9 protein-coding genes are annotated in these 21,588 nt (G+C 64.1%); 3 read left to right on the top strand and 6 right to left on the bottom strand.

What is annotated here, in order from left to right; all coding sequences use genetic code 11:
* Positions 1 to 49 precede the first annotated feature (49 nt).
* On the top strand, positions 50 to 949 hold the full coding sequence (gene hsaC, locus ACL02S_RS06575) for an iron-dependent extradiol dioxygenase HsaC (RefSeq protein WP_412801395.1): 900 nt from the start codon (positions 50 to 52) through the stop codon (positions 947 to 949).
* A 26-nt stretch (positions 950 to 975) separates the two neighbouring features.
* On the top strand, positions 976 to 1,548 hold the full coding sequence (gene hsaB / locus ACL02S_RS06570; protein WP_412801394.1) for a 3-hydroxy-9,10-secoandrosta-1,3,5(10)-triene-9,17-dione monooxygenase reductase subunit: 573 nt from the start codon (positions 976 to 978) through the stop codon (positions 1,546 to 1,548).
* A 127-nt stretch (positions 1,549 to 1,675) separates the two neighbouring features.
* On the opposite strand, the gene ACL02S_RS06565 is transcribed toward hsaB, so the two are convergent.
* From ACL02S_RS06565 to ACL02S_RS06540, 6 genes are all read right to left on the bottom strand, one after another.
* Positions 1,676 to 8,158: a type I polyketide synthase gene (locus tag ACL02S_RS06565; protein ID WP_412801393.1), complete on the bottom strand. Its 6,483-nt coding sequence runs from the start codon at positions 8,156 to 8,158 to the stop codon at positions 1,676 to 1,678.
* Positions 8,159 to 8,527: 369 nt separating this feature from the next.
* On the bottom strand, positions 8,528 to 14,947 hold the full coding sequence (locus ACL02S_RS06560) for a type I polyketide synthase (protein ID WP_412801392.1): 6,420 nt from the start codon (positions 14,945 to 14,947) through the stop codon (positions 8,528 to 8,530).
* A 319-nt stretch (positions 14,948 to 15,266) separates the two neighbouring features.
* Positions 15,267 to 16,124 carry an alpha/beta hydrolase family protein gene (locus ACL02S_RS06555; RefSeq protein ID WP_412801391.1) on the bottom strand — a complete coding sequence of 286 codons (858 nt, stop codon included), beginning with the start codon at positions 16,122 to 16,124 and terminating at the stop codon, positions 15,267 to 15,269.
* Positions 16,125 to 16,163: 39 nt separating this feature from the next.
* Positions 16,164 to 16,796: a TetR/AcrR family transcriptional regulator gene (locus tag ACL02S_RS06550; protein WP_412801390.1), complete on the bottom strand. Its 633-nt coding sequence runs from the start codon at positions 16,794 to 16,796 to the stop codon at positions 16,164 to 16,166.
* A 367-nt stretch (positions 16,797 to 17,163) separates the two neighbouring features.
* Positions 17,164 to 18,789: a chaperonin GroEL gene (gene groL / locus ACL02S_RS06545; RefSeq protein ID WP_412801389.1), complete on the bottom strand. Its 1,626-nt coding sequence runs from the start codon at positions 18,787 to 18,789 to the stop codon at positions 17,164 to 17,166.
* Positions 18,790 to 19,032: 243 nt separating this feature from the next.
* Positions 19,033 to 19,326 carry a hypothetical protein gene (locus tag ACL02S_RS06540; protein WP_412801388.1) on the bottom strand — a complete coding sequence of 98 codons (294 nt, stop codon included), beginning with the start codon at positions 19,324 to 19,326 and terminating at the stop codon, positions 19,033 to 19,035.
* A 156-nt stretch (positions 19,327 to 19,482) separates the two neighbouring features.
* Here ACL02S_RS06540 and ACL02S_RS06535 point away from each other — a divergent pair, with 156 nt between their 5' ends.
* Positions 19,483 to 21,579, top strand: coding sequence for an NAD(+) synthase (locus ACL02S_RS06535; RefSeq protein WP_412801387.1), 2,097 nt, complete (start codon positions 19,483 to 19,485; stop codon positions 21,577 to 21,579).
* Positions 21,580 to 21,588: the final 9 nt, after the last annotated feature.

The following is a 21,588-nucleotide window of genomic DNA, read 5'->3' as shown; positions in this document are numbered from 1 at the left end:
TCATCGCACCGACGGGGTGCGGGAACCCCCGCGAGACAGGGGAGAAGTGATGGGAATCCGCTCACTGGGATATCTGCGTATCGAGGCGACCGATATGGTCGCCTGGCGGGAGTACGGGCTGAAGGTCCTCGGCATGGTCGAGGGCAAGGGCACCGATCCGGAGGCGCTGTATTTGCGCATGGACGAGTTCCCGGCTCGGTTGGTGATCGTCCCCGGCGAGAAGGACCGGCTACAGGTCTCCGGCTGGGAAACCGCCAATGCGGCAGAGCTGCAGGATATTCGCGACCGGCTGGATACGGCGGGCGTACCTTATAAGGAGGGTACCGCCGCCGAACTGGCCGATCGGCGCGTCTACGAGCTGATCCGGTTCGACGATCCCTCCGGCAACACCCTCGAGGCGTTCCACGGTGTCGCCTTGGAGCATCGTCGGGTGGTCAGCCCCTACGGGCACAGATTCGTCACCGAAGAACAAGGGCTCGGGCACGTGGTGCTCAGTACCAAGGACGATAAGGCGGCCTTGGAGTTCTACCGCGATGTCCTCGGCTTCCGGCTGCGCGACTCGATGCGGATGCCACCGCAGATGGTCGGACGACCGGCCGATGGCGAACCGGCCTGGCTGCGCTTCTTCGGCTGCAATCCGCGTCACCACTCACTGGCGTTCCTTCCGATGCCGACGCCGAGCGGGATCGTGCACCTGATGCTGGAAGTAGCGAATGCCGACGATGTCGGACTGTGCCTGGATCGCGCATTGCGTAAGAAGGTCAAGATGTCGGCGACGCTCGGGCGGCACGTCAACGACAAGATGCTCTCCTTCTACATGAAGACACCGGGCGGATTCGATGTCGAATTCGGTTGTGAGGGTTTGGAAGTCGACGACAGTGACTGGATAGCGCGGGAATCCACCGCGGTGAGCCTGTGGGGCCACGACTTCACCGTCGGGCAGCGATAACGATGACCGAGAGGGCGAGCGAAACGATGACCTCGGACGGGGCCGAGATCGATCCGCGGCAGTTCCGGAATGTGCTCGGCCAGTTCTGCACCGGCATCACCGTGATCACCACCTTGGACGGCGAGCGAACCCCGGTCGGGTTCGCCTGCCAGTCCTTCGCCGCCCTCTCCTTGGAACCGCCGCTGGTGCTGTTCTGCCCCACCAAGGCATCCCGATCCTGGGCGGCGATCGAGAAGTCCGGCCGCTTCTGTGTGAACGTTCTCGCCGAACAGCAGCGCGAACTGTGCGCCCGTTTCGGCTCCCGCGAAACCGATAAGTTCGCCGGAACCGCCTGGCATATCTCCGATCTGGAGCTTCCGGTTCTGGACGACGCGCTGGCGACCATCCAGTGCGAGGTCGACAACGTCGTCGACGGCGGCGACCACTACATCGTGATCGGCCGGGTGCGGACCTTGTCCGAGACCACCGCCACCGGCAGGCCCTTGTTGTTCTACCGCGGCCAGTACACCGCTATCGAGCCCGAGAAGACCACCCCGGCGCCCTGGCGCGCCGACCTGGAGCACTTCCTCACCACAACCACCCTCGACACTTGGCTGTAGGTGTGTCGACCGTTGGTTTGGCGCGCCCGCATGCTGTTCACCTGGTCAGTGTCCGGCATAATCCACCACACCATCGCCGTCCCGGTGGAGACCGATGGAATGCATCGAAGCGAACCGGTCGGCTCGCTCACCTGCGCCGAGACAGAGCACGCCGCATCTTCTTCGGGAACTGAGCATTCTCAGGTACCGCGATCGGAGCATCGACCGCCGCCGGGGAGTCGGCTGGTGTGGCGGGCGCCGGTACCGTGCCACCGGTGCCCGTGACAATCGACTCGGCCACTGCCTCACCGGCCTGTTCCAAGGTGAACGACCGCCCGAGTTTCAAGGTCATCAGATCGACATCCAATGCCTGTGTGACCAGGGTCCCGAATTCGACGGCCATGAGCGAGTCCAGCCCCAGTTCCGGCACCGGCACGGTCAGATCGAGCGACTCGACCGATACTCCCATGACCGACGCCAACCGCTCGGCGAGCATATGCGCGACCACGTCCTTGCGTTTGGCCTCGCCGAGAGCGATGAGCTCGGCCTGCAACCGCGCAGCAGCCGAATCGTGCTGTGCCGCAGCCTCGATCATATCCGCGACCCGACCGGTCAACGACACACTCGATCCGCCGGCCGCGATCCGGGTCCAGTCGATCGGGAAAATTACCGGCCGGGTGACATCCAGACGCAATACCTGCTCCAGATACTGCGGCCCCTCCTCCATATCCATGGGGAGTATTCCCATATTGCTCAGATAACGACTGAGGATCTCATCGTCTGCCAACATGCCCGCGCCGACCATATGGCCCCAGCCCACCGCCCATACGGGAACACCCTGCCGCGCCAAGATCTCCGCATAAGCCTCCACCGCGAGGTTGGCAGCACAATAAGCGAACTGGCCGATATTACCGAAGAAGGTGCTACCGGAAGAAAACAGGACGAACTGGTCTAACTGCGCCCCGGCTACCTCGACCCCTCGCCACAACGCACGAGCCCCGGCGAGCTTGGGCCGGAACACTTTACCCAGGTCGTCCCGACTCATAGCACCGATACGCTTGTCGTCCAACACACCCGCGATATGGAAGACACCCCGTAATGGATGCTCCGGGGTATGCGCACGCGCGATTACCGCGGTAACCGCTTCCGCATCGGTCACATCCACCGACTCGACAATCACCTCGACACCCTGCTTTTCCCATGCGGAGAGTTGGGCACGGGCCGCATCGGTGGTCGCGCCGCGACGCCCGAGCAGCGTCAGATGCCGGGCGCCCTTATCGACCAGCCAACGACCGACGGCCAGACCGAACCCACCGAACCCACCGGTGACCAGATACCGCGCACCGGCATCGATGACCACCTCCGGGATCCGCGGCCGCACCAGCGGCGCCGCTTCGGTCATGTCCAGCACCACCCGCCCGATCCGGGTGGAACGCGCGACCTCCTCGAAAGCACGTCCGACATCCGCGGTGCCATACGTTTCGTAGGGCAACGGCCGATACGTATGTTCGGCGAACCGGTGATTCGTCTCGGCGATCAATTCGTCCATCAACTCTGACCGTCGCTTCAGCATCCGGTCGAGGTCGATCGAGAAGTAGGACATGTTCTTGTCGAAGTGTCGCAGCTCGAGCACACCGCCGAAATAGATGTCGGCCTTGCCGAGCTCGACGATGCGCCCGAATTCCGCGACCGCGTCGAAATTCTGCACCAGGACCTCACCCGGCGCTGAGTTGATCACGACATCCGCACCCTGCCCATCGGTGCGCGCAAGCACTTCGTCGACGAAGTTCAGTGAGCGGGAATTCACGGCGTAGTCGGCGCCCTGCTCGAGCACGTAGGCGCGTCGTTCTTCGGTACTCGCTGTGCCGATCACCCTGGCGCCGTACAGTTTCGCGATCTGCACTGCGGCCGAACCCACCCCACCGGCCGCGCCGTGCACCAGCACCATCTCCCCCGGCCGCACCCTGGCCACATCCCGCAGCGCGTACACCGCGGACATGAACGCGGTGGAACTACTGACCGTACCGGGCTCGAGATCGGTAGCGAGATGGAATACGCGGCCCACGCTGAGGGTGTTGTAGCGGCGGATCATGTCCTTGCACCTCAAGCTGACCCTGTCACCGACCTCGAACTCGGTGACGTCGGCACCGACACGGACTATTTCGCCTGCGCCTTCCATCCCCAGATCGAGGCCGTAGTAGGTGGGGGCGAGTTCGCGTTCGCCGAGCACACCCATGACCTTCATCGAATCCTTGTAGTTGAGGCCGATCGCGGTCATCCGAACTTCGACTTCGCCGGGGCCGGGAGAGCGGCGGTCGCATCGGCGCCAGTCCAGCTGGGAGAAAACCTTGCTCTTGGGCAGCTCCAACCGGAAGTTGGCTTCGGGATCGGTCAGCGGTACCGGCTCATCGAGGGCATCGAGACGATCTTGCAACGTACGGCTGACCGTCGTGCGCCACCTCGCCCCGCCGTGTAAGAACACATCATCGGCACGATCACCACCGAACGCACCGGGAACCGCCAACTCCCGGGCAAGAGCGACATCAGCGACATGCCCATCGAGGTCGAGCAACCGCCATCGCAACCGCGACTGCTCATTGAGCAACACGCGCTGCGCACCGGCCAATGCGGCCTGCCCCGGGTCCGGGGCGACATCCCCGTCCGGATGAGTGAATGCGTTCTCCGTGACCAGCGAAACATAGAAACTGTCATCGCCGATGAATGGCTTCTCGATGTCGTGCTCCGCCAGCCAGGTATCGAGGAAGCCCTCGGCGGTTACCGCGACCCGCCGCAACACCCACAGATCATCCACCTCGTCATAACCGGTGCCCGCAACCACTACCAGGTGCAACCGCTCCACCCCCTCGCGGGTATATACCGCGCGCAGCCGTTCCGCCAATGCGACTTCCAGATCCGCTCGCCCCGGGTCGCCGACGACGAACAATTCCGCGCCCGCCGAACCAGGCGTGGAAACCCGAAGGATCTGCTGCGCAGCCGGATTCGGCGCAGTGCCCAACACTACGATCAGGGTGGACAGATCCCCGGTCGCGGGCAGAGTCTCGGGATCGATGGGATCGCGCTTCTCCCAGACCTCTTCATAGAAGAAGTCGATCATCCGCTGCATCGGGCTCGGCCGCGGCGCGATAGCCCCGAACTTCACCCCGATCACCCGCATACAGGTGTTGTGCTCGGCATCGAGCAAGGCGATATCGGCGACCGGATCACTGGAAGAACCCGATCGTTCTTCGCTGGACCGCAACCGTGCCACCACGGTGACTTCTTTCGGCAACGCCGCCAGCAACCGCACCCCCCGAACCTCCACAGGGACCAAGGCGCCATCACGGTGGGCAGTACCCGCCAACAGAGTGGCCACGGCCTGGAAAGCAGCATCGACAACCGCGGGGTACGCGGCATAACGGGCCGGATGAGTGACAGTAGCGTCCACGGTGGCCACTACCACCGTGTCCGAAACCCGAAGCGAAGTGATCCGCTGGAATTCCGGCCCGTACTCGAGCCCGCTCGCCGCCATCATGGCATAGAAACCCGCCGGATCGACCTCTGCCATCGTGTCGGTGGGCGGTACCTCGCTCTTTGTCTGGTCGAAAGCGCCTTCCACCAAGCGCCCGGTGGCGTGGATCGTCCACACCGAGCCGACCGCACCACGAGAGCGAATGGTGAAGCGGCGGGTCGATTCCTCCAGATCCAGGCGCATGAGCGGTAGCGCGCCATCGTTGATGAACAGCGGTGCCACGAAACGCACATCCGCTAGGCCTGCCTGTGTCGATTCGGTGCGCATCAACACTGCACTCAATGCCATATCCAGATAGCTAGTACCTGGCAGGATCCGAGCGCCATTGACCACGTGATCGGCCAGCCACGGCAACACGCCGGTACCCACCGGCAGCTGCCAGCGCGTGGTGTCGTCCGGATTCTGATCGCCCAGCATGACGTATCCATCGGAGGGGCCGTGGCGGCGGATTCGGTCATGCGGCAGTTCATTGCGTAGGTGGGTTTTCTGCCAGGGGTAGACCGGTAGGTCGAGGTGTGGAGTGGGAGACGGTAGGTCGGTGAACAATCCCTCGATGTCCAGCACCCCCGCGGCATACAGTCCGGCGATGGTTTGCCGAATGCTGTCGGTGTCGTGTTGTTTACGGTGCAGGGTCGCGATGGTGGTGCCGGTCTCGCCTGCCGTGCGCAGGATTTCGCGGATATTGGCGGCGAGTACCGGGTGCGGGCCGATTTCCAGGAACACTCGGCTGCCCGCGGCGATGAGCTCGCGGGTCGCGTCGGCGAAGCGTACCGGCTGACGCACGTTGCCGCACCAGTAGTCGGCGTCCATCTCGGCCTCGGTGAGGCGGGTGCCGGTGACAGTGGAATACAGCGGGATCCGTGGTGCCGACGGTCGTAGATCAGCCAGCACGGTGCGTAGTTCGTCGAGGACGGGGTCCATCAAGTGGCTGTGATACGGCACCTCCACCTGCAGGCGCTTGGCGAAGACCCCGTCTTCGGTGAGAGATTCGGCGATCTCGTCGAGGCGGGTGATGTCTCCGGCCAGGGTCACCGCCGAGGGGCTGTTGATCGCCGCGATATCCACCCGGGCATCCCCTGCGATCAGCTGTTGTGCCTTGTCCAGGGGTAGCCCGATCGCGAGCATCCCCCCCGACCCGGCGGTGGCCGCCTGCAAGCGGGCCCGGTGATGCCCCACCAGCAGCGCATCCTGCAGCGACAATGCCCCGGATATATAGGCGGCGGCCACCTCTCCGACACTGTGCCCGACCACCACCGCAGGGCGGATACCCAGCTGCGCAAGCTCGGCGCACAACGCGGCCTGTACCAGGAAATTCCCCGCCTGCGCGACCACCGTACCAGTCGCTCGCGACTGCTCCTGCGGGCACAATAGTTCCGCGATGATCGACCAGCCGGCGATCTGCTGGAACTCGGTATCGATGCGGGCGGCCTCGGCGGCGAACACCCCATCGGCCTCCAGCAGGCCGCGGGCCATGGCCCACCACTGCGGGCCCATCCCGGTGAACACGAACACCGGCTCGGCCACCTTGCCGGCCACCACCCGGCTCACCCGCCCAGCGCCCTCGGCGAGCTCCAACAATCCCTGACTCAAAGTGGCATCGTCGGTGAAGGCGACCCCGGCTCGGAGCGGGTGATGGTTACGCCGTGTCCACGCCGCCTCGGCCAACCAGCCCGGATCTGCGCCTTCTGCAATGTGTTCGGCGAATCCGCTGGCCAGCTCCCGCACCGCCCGCTCGCTGCGCGCCGAGAGCGGCAGCACCCCGTAATGCCGTGGTTTCCGCACCTGCCCGTTCCCACCCTGATGGTGGGGTGGCCGGTATTCCTGCAGGATGACGTGCGCGTTGGTGCCGCCGTACCCGAACCCGTTGACCGCGATAGTGAAACGATCCACCTCGGGCCCGACTTTCTCGGCCTCCAGTTGCAACCGCAGATTCCACTCCTCGAACGCGATATCCGGATTCGGGGTATCGAACCAATACTGCGGGGCGATGGTGCGGTGGGAGATCGCCAGCGCGGACTTGATCACACTGGCGATCCCCGAGGCGGCCTCGGTATGCCCCAACTGGGTTTTCACCGACCCCACCCCCAATGGGGTAGTGCGTCCCTCGACCGCCCCGTAGGCGTGCCCGATCGCCTTGAGCTCCAACGGATCCCCCACGGGGGTACCGGTGCCGTGCGCCTCGACATAGGTGACTTCATCCGGCGCGATCCCCGCCCGCCGGGCGACTTCTTCGGCCAGCTCCTCTTGCAGGTCGGCGTTCGGCACCGTGATCGCGGTGGTGCGTCCGTCCTGATTCGACCCGGTCGCCTTCACCACCGCGTAGATGCGGTCGCCGTCCCGCTGCGCGGCGGCGAGTTTCTTCAACACCACCATCCCGACCCCCTCGCCCCTGCCGTAGCCGTCGGCGGAGGCGTCGAACGCTTTGCTGCGCCCGTCCGCGGCCAGGAATCCCCCCTTACACATGAACACGAATGGTTCCGGCTCCGCCATTACGCTCACCCCGCCCGCGACAGCCAACTCGCAATCGCCGTCGGTGATGCCTCGACAGGCCAGATGGAACGCCACCAGCGATGAAGAGCACGCGGTGTCCACTGTGATCGCAGGCCCAACCAGGTTCAGCGCGTAGGCCAACCGGTTGGAGACCATCGTGTACGACGTACTCGCAGCTGTATGCATATCGGCATACGGCACCGCCTGCGGGTTCGCCACGATACCTGCCTGATCCATAGTGAACACACCCATGTACACCCCCAAAGAGGAGCCGGAGATCCGCCCCGCTATCCCAGCGTCGTCGAAGGCCTCCCAAGCCGTCTGGAGCACCAACCGCTGCTGCGCATCCATCGACGATGCCTCGCGTGGCGAGATACCGAAGAAGTCCGGATCGAACGCCCATGGATCACTGGTCATAAACGCCGCCCGCTTGACATACATCCGAGCGGGTGTGTGCTTGTCCGGGTCATAGAAGCGCCGCCAATCCCAGCGCTCCGGCGGAATCTCCCGCACCCCGTCTCGTTTGTCGACCACGAGATCCCAGAAGGTTTCCGGGGATTCGATACCACCGGCGTAGTGGCAGCCGATACCGACAACAGCAATATCAGACACTATGACTCCTGAACGGATACATGCCCGGATATCCGGCACCGCAGCCCTGCGGCGTCGGATATCCTTGATAGGTAGATTTGATTGCAGAAATATTTGATCGAGCACTCATCACGAACCCCGGGAAGGTCCATTCATTCCTGGTGATAGTGGAAAATCTACCACTGCCCACCTATTGCAATATTGATGCCGAGAAAATCTCGAAACGGTTACCGAGAAGTATTTCGTTATTCTGACGTTGCTCTCGATCTTGCATTCGAATGAACTCCCCGACCGATCCACAACGGGCATCATCGGATCCCTTTGCCGCCGAAGCTTTTACCGATGGTCTTGCGTCATGCCCACGTGTTCGCCCCCGTCGAGTGCGGTGAACTATGCCGGAACCTCGGCTGCCATCGAGGTGCCGGTCGGTAATGGTGCCGAACCGCTGCCGCCGACGATCACCTCAGCCGCTTTCAGTCCTGCTTGTTCCAAGCTGAAGGATCGTCCGAGTTTGAGGGTCATGAGGTCGATGTCGAGAGATTGGTTGACCAAGGTGTTGAATTCGACGGCCATGAGCGAGTCCAGGCCCAGCTCCGGCACCGGCACGGTGAGATCGATCGACTCGGACGATACCCCCATCACCGTCGCCAGCTGCTCGGCGAGCATATGCGCGACCGTGTCCTTCCGCTCGGCCTCATCGAGGGTGGCCAGCTCGGAGCGTAACCGAGCGGCAGCCGAATCCTGCTGTGCCGCATTCGTGATCATCTTCCTGATTCGGCCCGTCATCATCAGATGCTTTCCCGTCGCCGCCACCCGAGCCCAATCGATCGGGAAGATATCGGCCCGGGTCACATCCAGGTGCAGCGCCTGCTCCAGATACAACGGCCCCTCGGCCATATCCATGGGGATGAACCCGGTGTTGTCCAGATAACGAGTGAGGTTCTCATCGTCTGCCAGCATGCCGGCACCGACCATATGTCCCCAGCCGAACGCCCGTACGGGCACACCCTGTCGGGCCAGTACCTCCGCGTACGCTTCCAACGCGAGATTGGCCGCGACATAGGAGAACTGGCCGATAGTGCCGAAAAGACTGCTTCCGGAGGAGAACAACACGAAGTGCTCGAGACGGGCTCCGGCCGCCTCGACACCGCGCCACAGTGCACGAGCCCCGGTAAGCTTCGGATCGAACACTCTGGCCATACCGGCACGGTCGGTATTCTCGATCCGCCTGTCGTCCAGTACGCCGGCGGCGTGGAAGACACCGCGCAACGGATGCTCGGGGGTGTGCGCCCGCGCGATCACCGCCGCGATCGCCTCGGCATCGGATACATCGACTGCTTCCGTGACCACCTCGATGCCCTGCTGTTTCCATGCGGCGAGCTGGTCGCGGGCGGCGTCGGTGGTGGCACCGCTGCGGCCGAGCAACGTGAGGTGACCCGCTCCCTTGCTCACCAACCAGCGACCGAGTGATAGGCCGAACCCGCCGAACCCGCCGGTGATCAGATACCGCGCATCGGCAGCGATGACCACTTCCTGGATCCGCGGCCGCACCAGTGGCGCCGCTTCGGTCATATCCAGGACCACCCGGCCGATCTTGGTCGACCGCGCGACCTCCTCGAAAGCCCGCCCGATATCCGCGGTGCCATACATCTCGAAGGGCAATGCCCGGTATACCCCGTTGCTGAGCAGCTTGCTCACCTCTGCGGTATACCGCAGAGAATGCTCAGGCCGCTGCAGCATCATCCGGTCGAGATCGAGGGAGGAGTATGTCACGTTCTTGGTGAAATGCCGTAGCTCGAGCACCCCACCGAAGTAGATATCGGCCTTGCCGAGCTCGACGATCCGCCCGAACTCCGCGACCGCGTCGAAATTATGGATCAGGATCTCACCAGGCGCCGAGCTGACCACCACATCCACACCCCGCCCATCGGTGAGGGCGAGCACATCGTCGACGAAGTTCAGCGACCGGGAATTCACCACATGATCGGCGCCCTGCTCGAGCACATAAGCACGCCGTGCATCGGTACTCGCGGTACCGATCACCCTGGCCCCGAACAGCTTCGCGACCTGAACTGTTGCCGAACCCACCCCACCGGCCGCACCGTGCACCAGCACTGTCTCCCCCGACTGCACCCGGGCTATATCTCCCAATGCGGACACCGCGGACAGGAAGGCGGTGAAACTACCCGCCACACCGGGGTCGATATCGTCCGCGAGAGGGAACGCCATATCCGCGCTGAGAGTGTTGTATCGGCGAATCATGTCCTTGCAGAACACAGCGACCTTGTCGCCGACCTCGAATCCGGTGACATCAGGGCCACGACGAACGATCACCCCTGTACCTTCCATACCCAGTTCGGTACCGAAATAGGTATCAGCGAGTTCACGTTCCCCCAGCACCCCCATGACCTTCATCGAGTCCTTGTACTCCAGACCGATCGAGACCATCTTCACCTCGACCTCACCGATACCGGGGGCACGCCGGTCGCATCGCCGCCACCCCAGCTGAGCAAAATTCCTGGTCTTGGTCTTCGGCAGCTCCAAACGGAAATCGGCCTCCGGATCAGTCAACGGCACGGGCTCGTCAAGAGCATCGAGATGATCCGGCAACGTGCGAGACACCTCCGTGCCCCACCGCTGCCCGCCGTGCAAGAACACCTCATCGGCGTAGTCATGCGCGAACGCACCGGGAATCATCAGCTCCGCGGCAAGAACAGCATCGGCGGTCACACCATCGAGATCGATCAACCGCCACCGCAATCGAGGCTGTTCATTGAGCAACACTCGATGAGCACCGACCAGCGCGGCCTGACTCGGATCCGGCACACTATCCGCCTGCGGCTGGGTAAACGCGTTCTCGGTCACCAGCGAGGCATAGAAACTGCTATCACCGAGGAACTCCGCATCCACCCCGGATTCGGCCTGCCACGCTTCGAGAAACTCCTCAGTCGTCACCGCGATACGGCGCAGCGTCCACAAATTATCCACATCCGAATAGCCATTACCCGCGACCACCACCAGATGTAACCGCTCGGCACCTACGCAGGCCCGAGCCGCCCGCAACTGTTCGGCCAGAGCAGATTCCAGATCCGCTCGACCCGGATCACCCACCACGAACAATTCCGCCCCTGCCGAACCCGACATACTGACCCGCATGATCTGCTGTGCCGCGGGATTGGGCGCAGCATCCATCACGACAACCAGCGTGCGCAGATCTTCGAGCGAAGGCAGATCCGCTTGGTCTATCGGATCACGCTGCTGCCAGACCTCTTCGTAGAAGAAATCGGTCATCCGCTGCATCGGTGCGGGCCTCGGCGCAATAGCCCCGAACTTCAATCCCACAACCTGCACACACGTATTGTGATCAGCATCCAACAGGTCGATATCCGCAACTGGCGTACCCGAAGCAGTCATCCGGGTATCGGCCGGTCGTAACCGCGCTACCACAGTGACTTCCTCCGGCAACGGCGCCAACAACCGCACCCCTTGCACCTCCACCGGTACCAGAGCGCCATCACCTGGGTCCACTGTGCCTGCCAACAAGGTGGCGACAGCGTGGAAAGCGGCATCGACGATCGCCGGATGCGCGGCATATCGGCCCTCCTCGGCGATGGTGCCGTCCAAGGTGGCCACCGCTGTGGTATCCGAGACCCACAGCGAGGTGACGCGCTGGAACTCCGACCCGTACTCGAGCCCGCTCGTAGCCAGCATGGCGTAGAAACCGGCCGCGTCGAACGCGGTCATCGTATCGGTGGGCGGGACATCGATCTTTGTCTGTTCGTAGGTACCTTCCACCAGCCGTCCGGTGGCGTGGACCGTCCACACCGAGCCGGCCGCGCCACGGGAACGAATGGTGAATCGGCGGGTCGATTCCTCCAGATCCAGGTGCATGAACGGTAACTCACCCTCGTTGATGATCAGCGGAGCCACGAAACGCACATCCTCCACCCCGATCCCGAAGGATCCGGTGCGTACCATCGTGGCGCTCAACGCCGCGTCCAGATAGGCCGTACCCGGTAGCAGCCTGACGCCGCCGACCACGTGATCGGCCAGCCACGGCAGCAGCTGCGTGCTCAACTGCAGCTCCCAGCTCGGGGCCTCATCCAGATCTTGCTCGCCCAGCATGGCGTACCCTTCGGGCGTACCGTGACGGCGGAGCTGGTCGTGGCGCAGTACGGTACGCAAGTGGGTGTTCTGCCACGGATAGGCAGGCAGCTCCAGGTGCGGGGTCGGCGACGGCAGATCGGCGAACAATCCCTCGATATCAAGTACCCCGGCGGCATACAGTCCGGCCAGGGTGCGCCGAATACTCTCGGCATCCTCCTGTTTACGGTTGAGAGTCGCGACGGTGGCGCCCTGTTCATTGGCCGCACGCAGGATCTCGCGAATGTTTGCGCCGAGCACCGGATGCGGGCCGACCTCGAGAAATACCCGGCTGCCCGCGCGGACCAGTTCACGCGCCGCATCGGCGAACCGCACCGTCCGGCGCACATTGTCACACCAGTAGTCGGCATCCCATTCCGCCGCGGTGACCTGGGTGCCGGTGACCGTGGAATACAGCGGGATCCGCGGTACCGATGGCCGCAGTCGCGCCAGCGCGTTGCGCAGCTCATCGAGGATGGGATCCATCAGATGACTGTGATACGGCACCTCCACCTGCAGGCGCTTGGCGAACACCCCTTCTTCGACGAAGGTATCGGCGATCTCGTCGAGGCGGGCGATATCTCCGGCCAAGGTCACCGCCGAGGGGCTGTTGACCGCCGCGATATGCACCCTGGCATCCCCTGCGATGAGCTCTTCCGCCTCTGCCACCGGCACACCGACCGCGAGCATCCCCCCTGATCCGGCGGTACCCGCCTGCAACCGGGCCCGGTGATGGCCCACCAGCAGCGCATCGTGCAGCGACAGCATCCCGGATATATAGGCAGCGGCCACCTCACCGACACTGTGCCCGACCACCGCCGCTGGGCGGATCCCCAGCGTCTCCAGCTCGGCGCATAACGCCACCTGAACCAGGAAATTCCCCGCCTGCGCCACCACTGTACCGGTCACCCGCGATCGCTTCTCCGAGCGCCGCAGCTCCTTGATGATCGACCAGCCCGCGATCTTCTTGAATTCCGCGTCCACCCGCGCCGCCTCGGCCGCGAACGCCCCGCCCGCATCCAGCAGTCCGCGGGCCATCGCCCACCACTGCGGACCCATTCCGGTGAACACGAATACCGGCTCGGCCACCTTACCGACCACTGCCCTGCTCACCCGCCCGGTGCCCTCGGCGAACTCGGTCAGCCCCCGCACCAACTCGGTGCCGTCGGTGAAGGTGATCCCCGCCCGGAACGGATGATGATTACGCCGCGTCCACGCCGCCTCGGCCAGCCACCCGGCATCCGCTCCGTCGACGAGCCGCTGGGCGAACCCGCACGCCAGCTCCCGCACCGCCTGCTCGCTGCGCGCCGACAGCGGCAATACCCCGAAATGCCTTGGCGTACGTACCTGCCCGTTCCCGCCGCGATGCGCAGGGGACCGGTATTCCTGCAGGATCGCATGGGCGTTGGTACCGCCATAGCCGAAGCCGTTGACCGCGATAACAACCCGTTCCACCTCAGGGCCTACGGGTTCGGCTTCCAGCTGCAGCCGGATATTCAACTCGTCGAACGGGATATCCGGATTCGGGGTATCCAGCCAATACTGCGGGGGCAGCGTCCGGTGGGAGATCGCCAACGCGGACTTGATCACACCCGCGATCCCCGACGCGGCCTCGGTATGCCCCAGCTGCGTCTTCACCGACCCCACCCCCAACGGCCTGGTACGTCCTTCCACTACCCCATACGCACGACCGATCGCCTTCAGCTCCAGCGGATCCCCCACCGGAGTCCCGGTACCGTGCGCCTCCACATAAGTGACCTCATGCGGCTGGATACCTGCCCGCCGGGTGACCTCCCGAGACAACTCTTCCTGCAGAGCGGCATTCGGTACCGTGATCGCGGTGGTACGCCCATCCTGATTCGACCCGGTCGCCTTCACCACCGCGTAGATCCGATCCCCGTCCCGCTCGGCGGCGTCGAGTTTCTTCAACACCACCATCCCGACACCTTCACCACGCCCATACCCATCCGCGGCGGCATCGAACGCCTTACTACGCCCATCCGCGGCCAAGAACCCGCCCTTACACATCGACACGAACATCTCCGGCTCCCCCAGTACCGTCACCCCACCCGTGACAGCCATCTCGCAATCACCGTTCTCGATGCCCTGACACGCCAAATGGAATGCCACCAGCGACGACGAACACGCGGTATCCACCGTCAACGCAGGCCCGACCAGATTCAACGCATAGGCCAGCCGATTGGAGATCATCGTGTACGAAGCACTCGACGCCGTATGCATATCGGCATGCGGCAACGCCCGCGGGATCGCCATGATGCCCAGCTGGTCGAGAGTGAACGCGCCGATATACACACCCAGTGAAGAGCCCGCGATCCGGCCCGCGATCCCGGCGTCGTCGAACGCCTCCCAGGCCACCTCCAGCACCAACTGCTGCTGTGGATCCATCCCCTCCACCTCGCGCGGAGAGATACCGAAGAAGTCCGGATCGAACGCCCACGGATCACTGGTCATAAACGCCGCCCGTTTCACATACATACGGGCCGGAGTACGCCTGTCCGGATCGTAGAAGCGCCGCCAATCCCAGCGCTCTGCCGGGATCTCACACACCCCGTCGCGCTTGTTGACCACGAAATCCCAAAATTTTTCCGGGGATTCGATACCACCGGCATAACGGCAGCCGATACCGATAATGGCAATATCAGACATTACGCCTCCTGGGACGGCACATTTTTATACGACCGCGTATCCCAGCCCGGCTGCAATGGCGGATCTCCCTGACGCGGACATTCCATCGATTAGTCCAGAGAGATTCAGCGCTTATCCGACGTCGAAGCGAATCTCCTGTGTGGTGTTGAAGGGAATCTACCATCAGCCCGGAGTATTGCAATACTTCGATAAAGTTTTCTAAAAATCTCAAAACAGTCGCTGCGATATTTTTCGTGCTTTTCTCGTTATTCTCGATCTTGCAGTCGAGCACCCCGGACGCCCTATCGGTTTCGGTCCCGGCTTTCGCACCTACGGCGCACTACCGGTCGCGCAACCACTTCTCGATCCGATCGACGGTGTCGGTGTACTGGAGAATCCAGCCGTTGTGTCCCAGCTCTTCCTGCTGCCGCCAGCGTGTTATCTCCGCGTTCGGTAGCTTTTCCAACAGGTGCTCCGCGGAACTGAGTGGAGTGAGATCGTCGTCGGTCATCGTGATGGACAGCACGGGGAGAGTCAATCGCGCGATCCGTTCCTCATAGTCGATATCCGCGCCCACTGGGATGAAGCGGCCGGTGCGTGCCAAACGGGCCCAGTCCGAGACCAGCACTTTGGACTGGCGGCCGAACCCACCGGAGAGCCGATCCCCCGGCCAGAAACCTGCCAGATTCGCGGTCAAGGAGATCGCCGCGGTGCCGAACAGCATGCCCGGTCGCGAAAGTCCTGGATAACCCCGGTAATACGGGGTACCGGAAGCGATCAGAATGAGTCCACCCAGCCTGCCGCGTATGCGCGAGGCATACATAAGACCGAGCTGTCCACCCAGACTGTGGCCGAGAAGATAGGGCGTGCTGTCCGGAAACTGCTCACGCACTACTTCGAAGATCGCGGGAAAGTCGACCGAGACCAACTCGTGGTAACCGTAAGTACTGGCAGAGCTCGGCTTCGGTCTGCTGTCCCCATTGCCGCGCAGTTCACCGATCGCCATATCGAACCCACGCGCCGCCAGACTGGAAGCGAACAGTTCGTAGTAACCGGCCGGAACACCGAGTCCCGGCACGATCACCAGGACCGGACGCGGGGTATCCGGTGTGACCGAATGCCGATGCGCGCCTTCAGCCGGAATCAACCGGACCGGAACCACGGTGCCGTCCGGCATCTGGATCGGGACTGTCCGCATGTACGCACGTTACCGTGCCGATGCCGCCCCGCTACGGGGCTACGCGCCGACCGCGCCGACGATCATCCGGCTCAGTACTCGGATCACGTCATCGAGTGGCGGACGAGGAGCCGAACCACTCCACACATCGACCACATAGTTGACGGCGCCGATGATCGCGAGCATCCGCATCTCGTAGTCGCCGGTAGGGATCTCACCGTGCAGGGCAGCGTCCTCGGCAGCACCGGCCAGCAGCGCACCCCACTCCCGGCGTGCTTCGAGCCGGAACTTCTCCACCTTCGGCCCCGCACCGACCACCTCGACCAGGGCGACCCGCGCTTTACGCGGATCCGAACCGATGGTTTCGACATAGGCGCGCACAGCGGCGTCTATACCTTCCAAGGTGCCCACATCGGACTTCGAGCTCAGCGACCTCTTCACGGCATCCCGTGACTCTCGATCGATCTGTTCGTAGAGCTCGAGGAGCAAGGATTCGCGGCCGGTGAACTCCTCATAGAACTGTCGTGAGGAGAGTCCGGCATCCTTGCAGATGGCGCCGACCGAACTATTGGCGTAGCCGTCCCGCGCGAAGACCGTCAGAGCTGACTCCAGAAAACGCGCACGCCGCTGCCGCTGCCGGTCCTCCACGGGTTGCCCGGCATACATTCGACCCGTATTCGCATCCTGTGACATTGGGGCAGACAATACAGAAGGCCCCGATCGCAGTGGCATGGTTCCGGCCCTTCGCGACGTCCACCGACGTCAGAACATGTTAGCCGAAAGTTGTCCCCATAGCGGAGAACTCGGCAGCGCGAACTCGACAACGATCCGGATACCATCGTCGCCCACTGGCTCACCCCGCACCCTGCACGGTTGCGGACAGCTATCGCGGAACACCGCTGGCGCTTCGGTTCAGCGTGCCGCATCAGTTGCGATGTATTAGCCAGTTATGCAGTGCACTACCGCCACCGTCGGGGTGATCCGGCGAAGAACGCCGGAAGCCGGCCCACCCGAAGGTGGACCGGCTTCCGGTTCGACATACGGTGCCTGGTGGCTGGACTCAGAAGTCCATGCCGCCCATGCCGCCGGTCGGATCGGCCACAGGAGCGGCGGCCTTCTCCGGCTTATCGGCGACAACTGCCTCGGTGGTCAGGAACAGAGCCGCGATGGACGCCGCGTTCTGCAGCGCCGAGCGGGTGACCTTGACCGGATCGGCGACGCCCGCGACCAGCAGGTCCTCGTACTCACCCGAATCGGCGTTCAGGCCACTGCCCGCGGGCAGGTTGGCGACCTTCTCGGCGACCACACCGGGCTCGAGGCCCGCGTTGAAGGCGATCTGCTTCAGCGGAGCCGACAGCGCGACCTTCACGATGTTCGCGCCGGTGGCCTCGTCACCGGTCAGGTTCAGCGCGTCCAGCGCAGGCGCGGCCTGCAGCAGGGCGACGCCACCACCGGCGACGATGCCCTCTTCGACAGCGGCCTTCGCGTTACGGACGGCATCCTCGATGCGGTGCTTGCGCTCCTTGAGCTCCACCTCGGTGGCCGCGCCCGCCTTGATCACCGCGACGCCACCGGCCAGCTTGGCCAGCCGCTCCTGCAGCTTCTCCCGGTCGTAGTCCGAATCGGAGTTCTCGATCTCGGTGCGGATCTGCGCGACCCGGCCCTTGATGGCCTCCGCGTCGCCGGCGCCCTCGACGATGGTGGTCTCGTCCTTGGTGACGACGACCTTGCGCGCCTGGCCGAGCAGCTCGATACCAGCGGTCTCCAGCGAGAGGCCGACCTCTTCGCTGATGACCTCACCACCGGTCAGGATGGCGATATCGGCCAGCTGCGCCTTGCGGCGGTCACCGAAGCCGGGCGCCTTGACCGCGACGGACTTGAAGGTGCCACGGATCTTGTTGACCACCAGGGTGGACAGGGCCTCGCCCTCGACGTCCTCGGCGATGATCAGCAGCGGCTTGCCCGCCTGGATGACCTTCTCCAGCAGCGGCAGCAGGTCCTTGACTGTGGAGACCTTCGAGCTGACCAGCAGGAGGTACGGATCCTCCAGGACCGCTTCCTGACGCTCCGGGTCGGTGACGAAGTAACCCGAGATGTAGCCCTTGTCGAAGCGCATGCCCTCGGTCAGCTCCAACTGGAGGCCGAAGGTGTTGCTCTCCTCGACGGTGATGACGCCTTCTTTGCCGACCTTGTCCATGGCCTCGGCGATCAGCTCACCGATGGACGCGTCGCCCGCCGAGATACCGGCGGTAGCGGCGATCTGCTCCTTGGTCTCGACCTCCTTGGCGGTGTCGAGCAGCTTGGCGGTGACGGCCTCGACCGCCTTCTCGATGCCCCGCTTCAGGCCGAGCGGATTCGCGCCCGCCGCGACGTTGCGCAGGCCCTCGCGCACCAGCGCCTGGGCGAGCACGGTCGCGGTGGTGGTGCCGTCGCCCGCGACATCGTCGGTCTTCTTGGCGACTTCCTTGACCAGCTCAGCGCCGATCTTCTCGTACGGGTCCTCCAGCTCGATCTCCTTGGCGATGGACACACCATCGTTGGTGATCGTGGGGGCGCCCCACTTCTTCTCCAGGACAACGTTGCGACCCTTGGGGCCCAGCGTCACCTTGACCGCGTCGGCGAGGCTGTTCAGACCCCGCTCGAGACCCCGGCGGGCCTCTTCGTCATACGCAATTGTCTTGGCCATGGCGTTGTTGAGATCCTCCATGTGTATGGCTGACACACAGGACGACCCCAGGTTTGGGTCGCCCCAGTTACGCTGGCCAGGTGCGGTGCCCGCGACGGACGACCGAGGGTGTCGATGGAACCCGGTCTCACCGTCCCGACCTGGCACTCACAGGTCGAGAGTGCCAAGAGCCTTTTTAGCACTCAGGGATGCCGAGTGCAAGGTCCGGCGGAGCCACCGCGTCGGGCTGGAGGGCAGTCGGACTCAAGGATGATCATCGACCCGCAGGACCAACGCGACGAACGCGTCGGTACGACGTTCCTCGGGCGTACGCGGCTCACCGTCCTCGACCGTGACGAGTTCGGCATCGTGCAACAGCAGCTCGGCTTCCACCCGCATGATGGCGCGAATGAACGGTGGCGCCACATCCGGCGGCAGATCGCCGTTCACCACATAGCTGCCATCCGGCTGGGACTCGGTGGACACATACGAAAGCGCGCGCAGGAGATCTACGCGCCGCTCCCCCGCGATTAGGTCGGAATCCGATTCATCCGCCATTGCTATAGCTTAGCCGCCGCCGGTCTCCGACTGAGGCCGGGCAATCGACCCACCGATTCGGAATGACAAAAGAGCAGTTCACCGTGTTCGACAAAGGCTGAACGGCCATACCGGAACGCACCGAGACCGCCGAAACGGCGTAGATTCCGGGGGACCATGATCAGGCTTATCCCGAAGGGGGCCGCAGTGGCCGACCTGCCGTTCGATTCGCTGTACCGGCACGGGTTCGCCCGGGTGGCGGTGGCGGTGCCCCTGGTCCGGGTGGCCGATCCCGCCTACAACGTCGAGCAGACCCTGGAGCAGGCCAGGCGGGCCGCGGCAGCCGGGGCGGTGCTGACGGTATTCCCCGAACTGGGCTTGTCCTCCTACACCGCGGACGACCTGTTCCACCAGGACGCATTGCATACCGCGGTCGAGGCGGCGCTCACCCAGCTGGTCGTGGCGAGCACGGATATCGGCACCGTGCTCGTGGTCGGCGCCCCGGTACGCGCACAGGGCAGGCTGTTCAACTGCGCGATCACGATCTACCGCGGCCTCGTGCTCGGCGTCGCACCGAAGAGCTACCTGCCCAACTATCGGGAGTTCTACGAAAAACGGCAGTTCGCCGCGGCGCGGGAGAGCATGGAAGACCACATCACCATCGCTGGGCAGCGGGCGCCGTTCGGCTCCGATCTCCTCTTCCGGGCGAGCAATCTGGACGACTTCACCTTTCACCTGGAAATCTGTGAGGACGGGTGGGTTCCGCTACCACCGAGTGGTTTCGCCGCGCTGGCCGGGGCGACGGTGCTGGTCAACCTGTCCGCGAGCAATATCGTGATCGGGAAGGCCGATTACCGGCGAGCACTGTGCACCTCGCATTCGGCGCGCTACCTCGCGGCCTATCTGTATTCCGCCGCGGGCCACGGTGAGTCGACCACCGACCTCGCCTGGGATGGGCAGGCGCTGATCTGCGAGAACGGTGACCTGCTCGCCGAAGGCGAACGGTTCTGCGATGACCCTCAGCTGATCACCGCCGATATCGATCTGCGCCGCCTTGCCGCGGACCGGTTGCGCACCACCAGCTTCGCCGACACCGTGCACGATCATCGGGACCGGCTGACCGCGATGCGCCGTATCGAAGTACAGCTACCGATCCCAGAAGGCCAGGTCGCGTTGCGCCGGGTCATCGAACGCTTCCCCTACGTTCCCGCCGACCCCGCGGTGCGCAACGAACGCTGCGCCGAAGTACAGCACATCCAGGTCGAGGGCCTGAGCACACGATTACGTGCCACCGGAACCCAGCGGGTGGTGATCGGAGTGTCCGGCGGATCGGACTCCACCCAGGCGCTGATCGTGGCGGCCGAGACCATGGACCGGCTCGGCCTGCCGCGGACCAACGTGCTCGCCTACACCATGCCCGGGTTCGGCACCAGCACCAGAACCAGAACCGACGCGCACCGCCTGATGTCCGCGCTCGGTGTCACAGCGGGTGAGATCGATATTCGCCCCTCGGCCACCCAGATGCTGCGCGACCTGGGCCACCCGGCTGCCGACGGGGCGGCCGAGTACGACATCACCTACGAGAATGTGCAGGCAGGCGACCGGACCTCGCATCTGTTCCGGCTCGCCAACCAACACCACGCACTCGTGGTCGGCACCGGCGACCTCAGCGAACTCGCACTCGGCTGGTGCACATTCGGCGTCGGGGACCATATGGCGCACTACAGCGTCAACGCCTCGGTGCCGAAGACATTGATCAAGTACCTGATCGCCTGGTCAGTGCACACCGAGCAGTTCGGTCCCGAGGCGAGCGAGGTGTTGTCATCGATTCTGCGCACCGAGATCTCCCCTGAACTGATCCCGCACACCGATTCGGCGTCGTCCGCACAACCGAGCCAGAGTTCGGAAGCCACGGTCGGTCCCTACGAATTGCAGGACTTCCATCTGTACTACCTGCTGCGCTTCGGCTACTGCCCCAGCCGCATCGCCTATCTGGCCCGGCACGCCTGGTCCGATCCCAGCACCGGCCGCTGGCCCGACCTCGTGCCCGCCGACCAGCGCAATGCCTACGATCTCGGCACGATCAAACACTGGCTGGCCGAATTCCTGCGGCGCTTCGTGCAAACCAGCCAGTTCAAGCGCTCGACACTGCCGAACGCCCCGAAGGTAGGCTCCGGCGGTTCCCTCTCTCCCCGTGGCGACTGGCGCGCACCGAGCGATGCCTCGGCAGCGGCCTGGCTGACGGAACTCGCCCAGAACGTGCCGGACTCCTGAGCCGAACCG

Source organism: Nocardia spongicola (genome assembly GCF_047200775.1).
In the GTDB taxonomy this organism is placed as follows: Bacteria; Actinomycetota; Actinomycetes; order Mycobacteriales; family Mycobacteriaceae; genus Nocardia.
This window is presented reverse-complemented; position numbering and strand designations above follow the sequence as displayed.

Bases quoted from the DNA above. Each gene is read 5' to 3' on its own strand.
- ACL02S_RS06550 (WP_412801390.1), bottom strand. From the start codon at position 16,796: ATGTCACAGGATGCGAATACGGGTCGAATGTATGCCGGGCAACCCGTG.
- hsaB (WP_412801394.1), top strand. From the start codon at position 976: ATGACCTCGGACGGGGCCGAGATCGATCCGCGGCAGTTCCGGAATGTG.
- groL (WP_412801389.1), bottom strand. From the start codon at position 18,789: ATGGCCAAGACAATTGCGTATGACGAAGAGGCCCGCCGGGGTCTCGAG.
- ACL02S_RS06560 (WP_412801392.1), bottom strand. From the start codon at position 14,947: ATGTCTGATATTGCCATTATCGGTATCGGCTGCCGTTATGCCGGTGGT.
- ACL02S_RS06540 (WP_412801388.1), bottom strand. From the start codon at position 19,326: ATGGCGGATGAATCGGATTCCGACCTAATCGCGGGGGAGCGGCGCGTA.
- ACL02S_RS06555 (WP_412801391.1), bottom strand. From the start codon at position 16,124: ATGCGGACAGTCCCGATCCAGATGCCGGACGGCACCGTGGTTCCGGTC.
- hsaC (WP_412801395.1), top strand. From the start codon at position 50: ATGGGAATCCGCTCACTGGGATATCTGCGTATCGAGGCGACCGATATG.
- ACL02S_RS06535 (WP_412801387.1), top strand. From the start codon at position 19,483: ATGATCAGGCTTATCCCGAAGGGGGCCGCAGTGGCCGACCTGCCGTTC.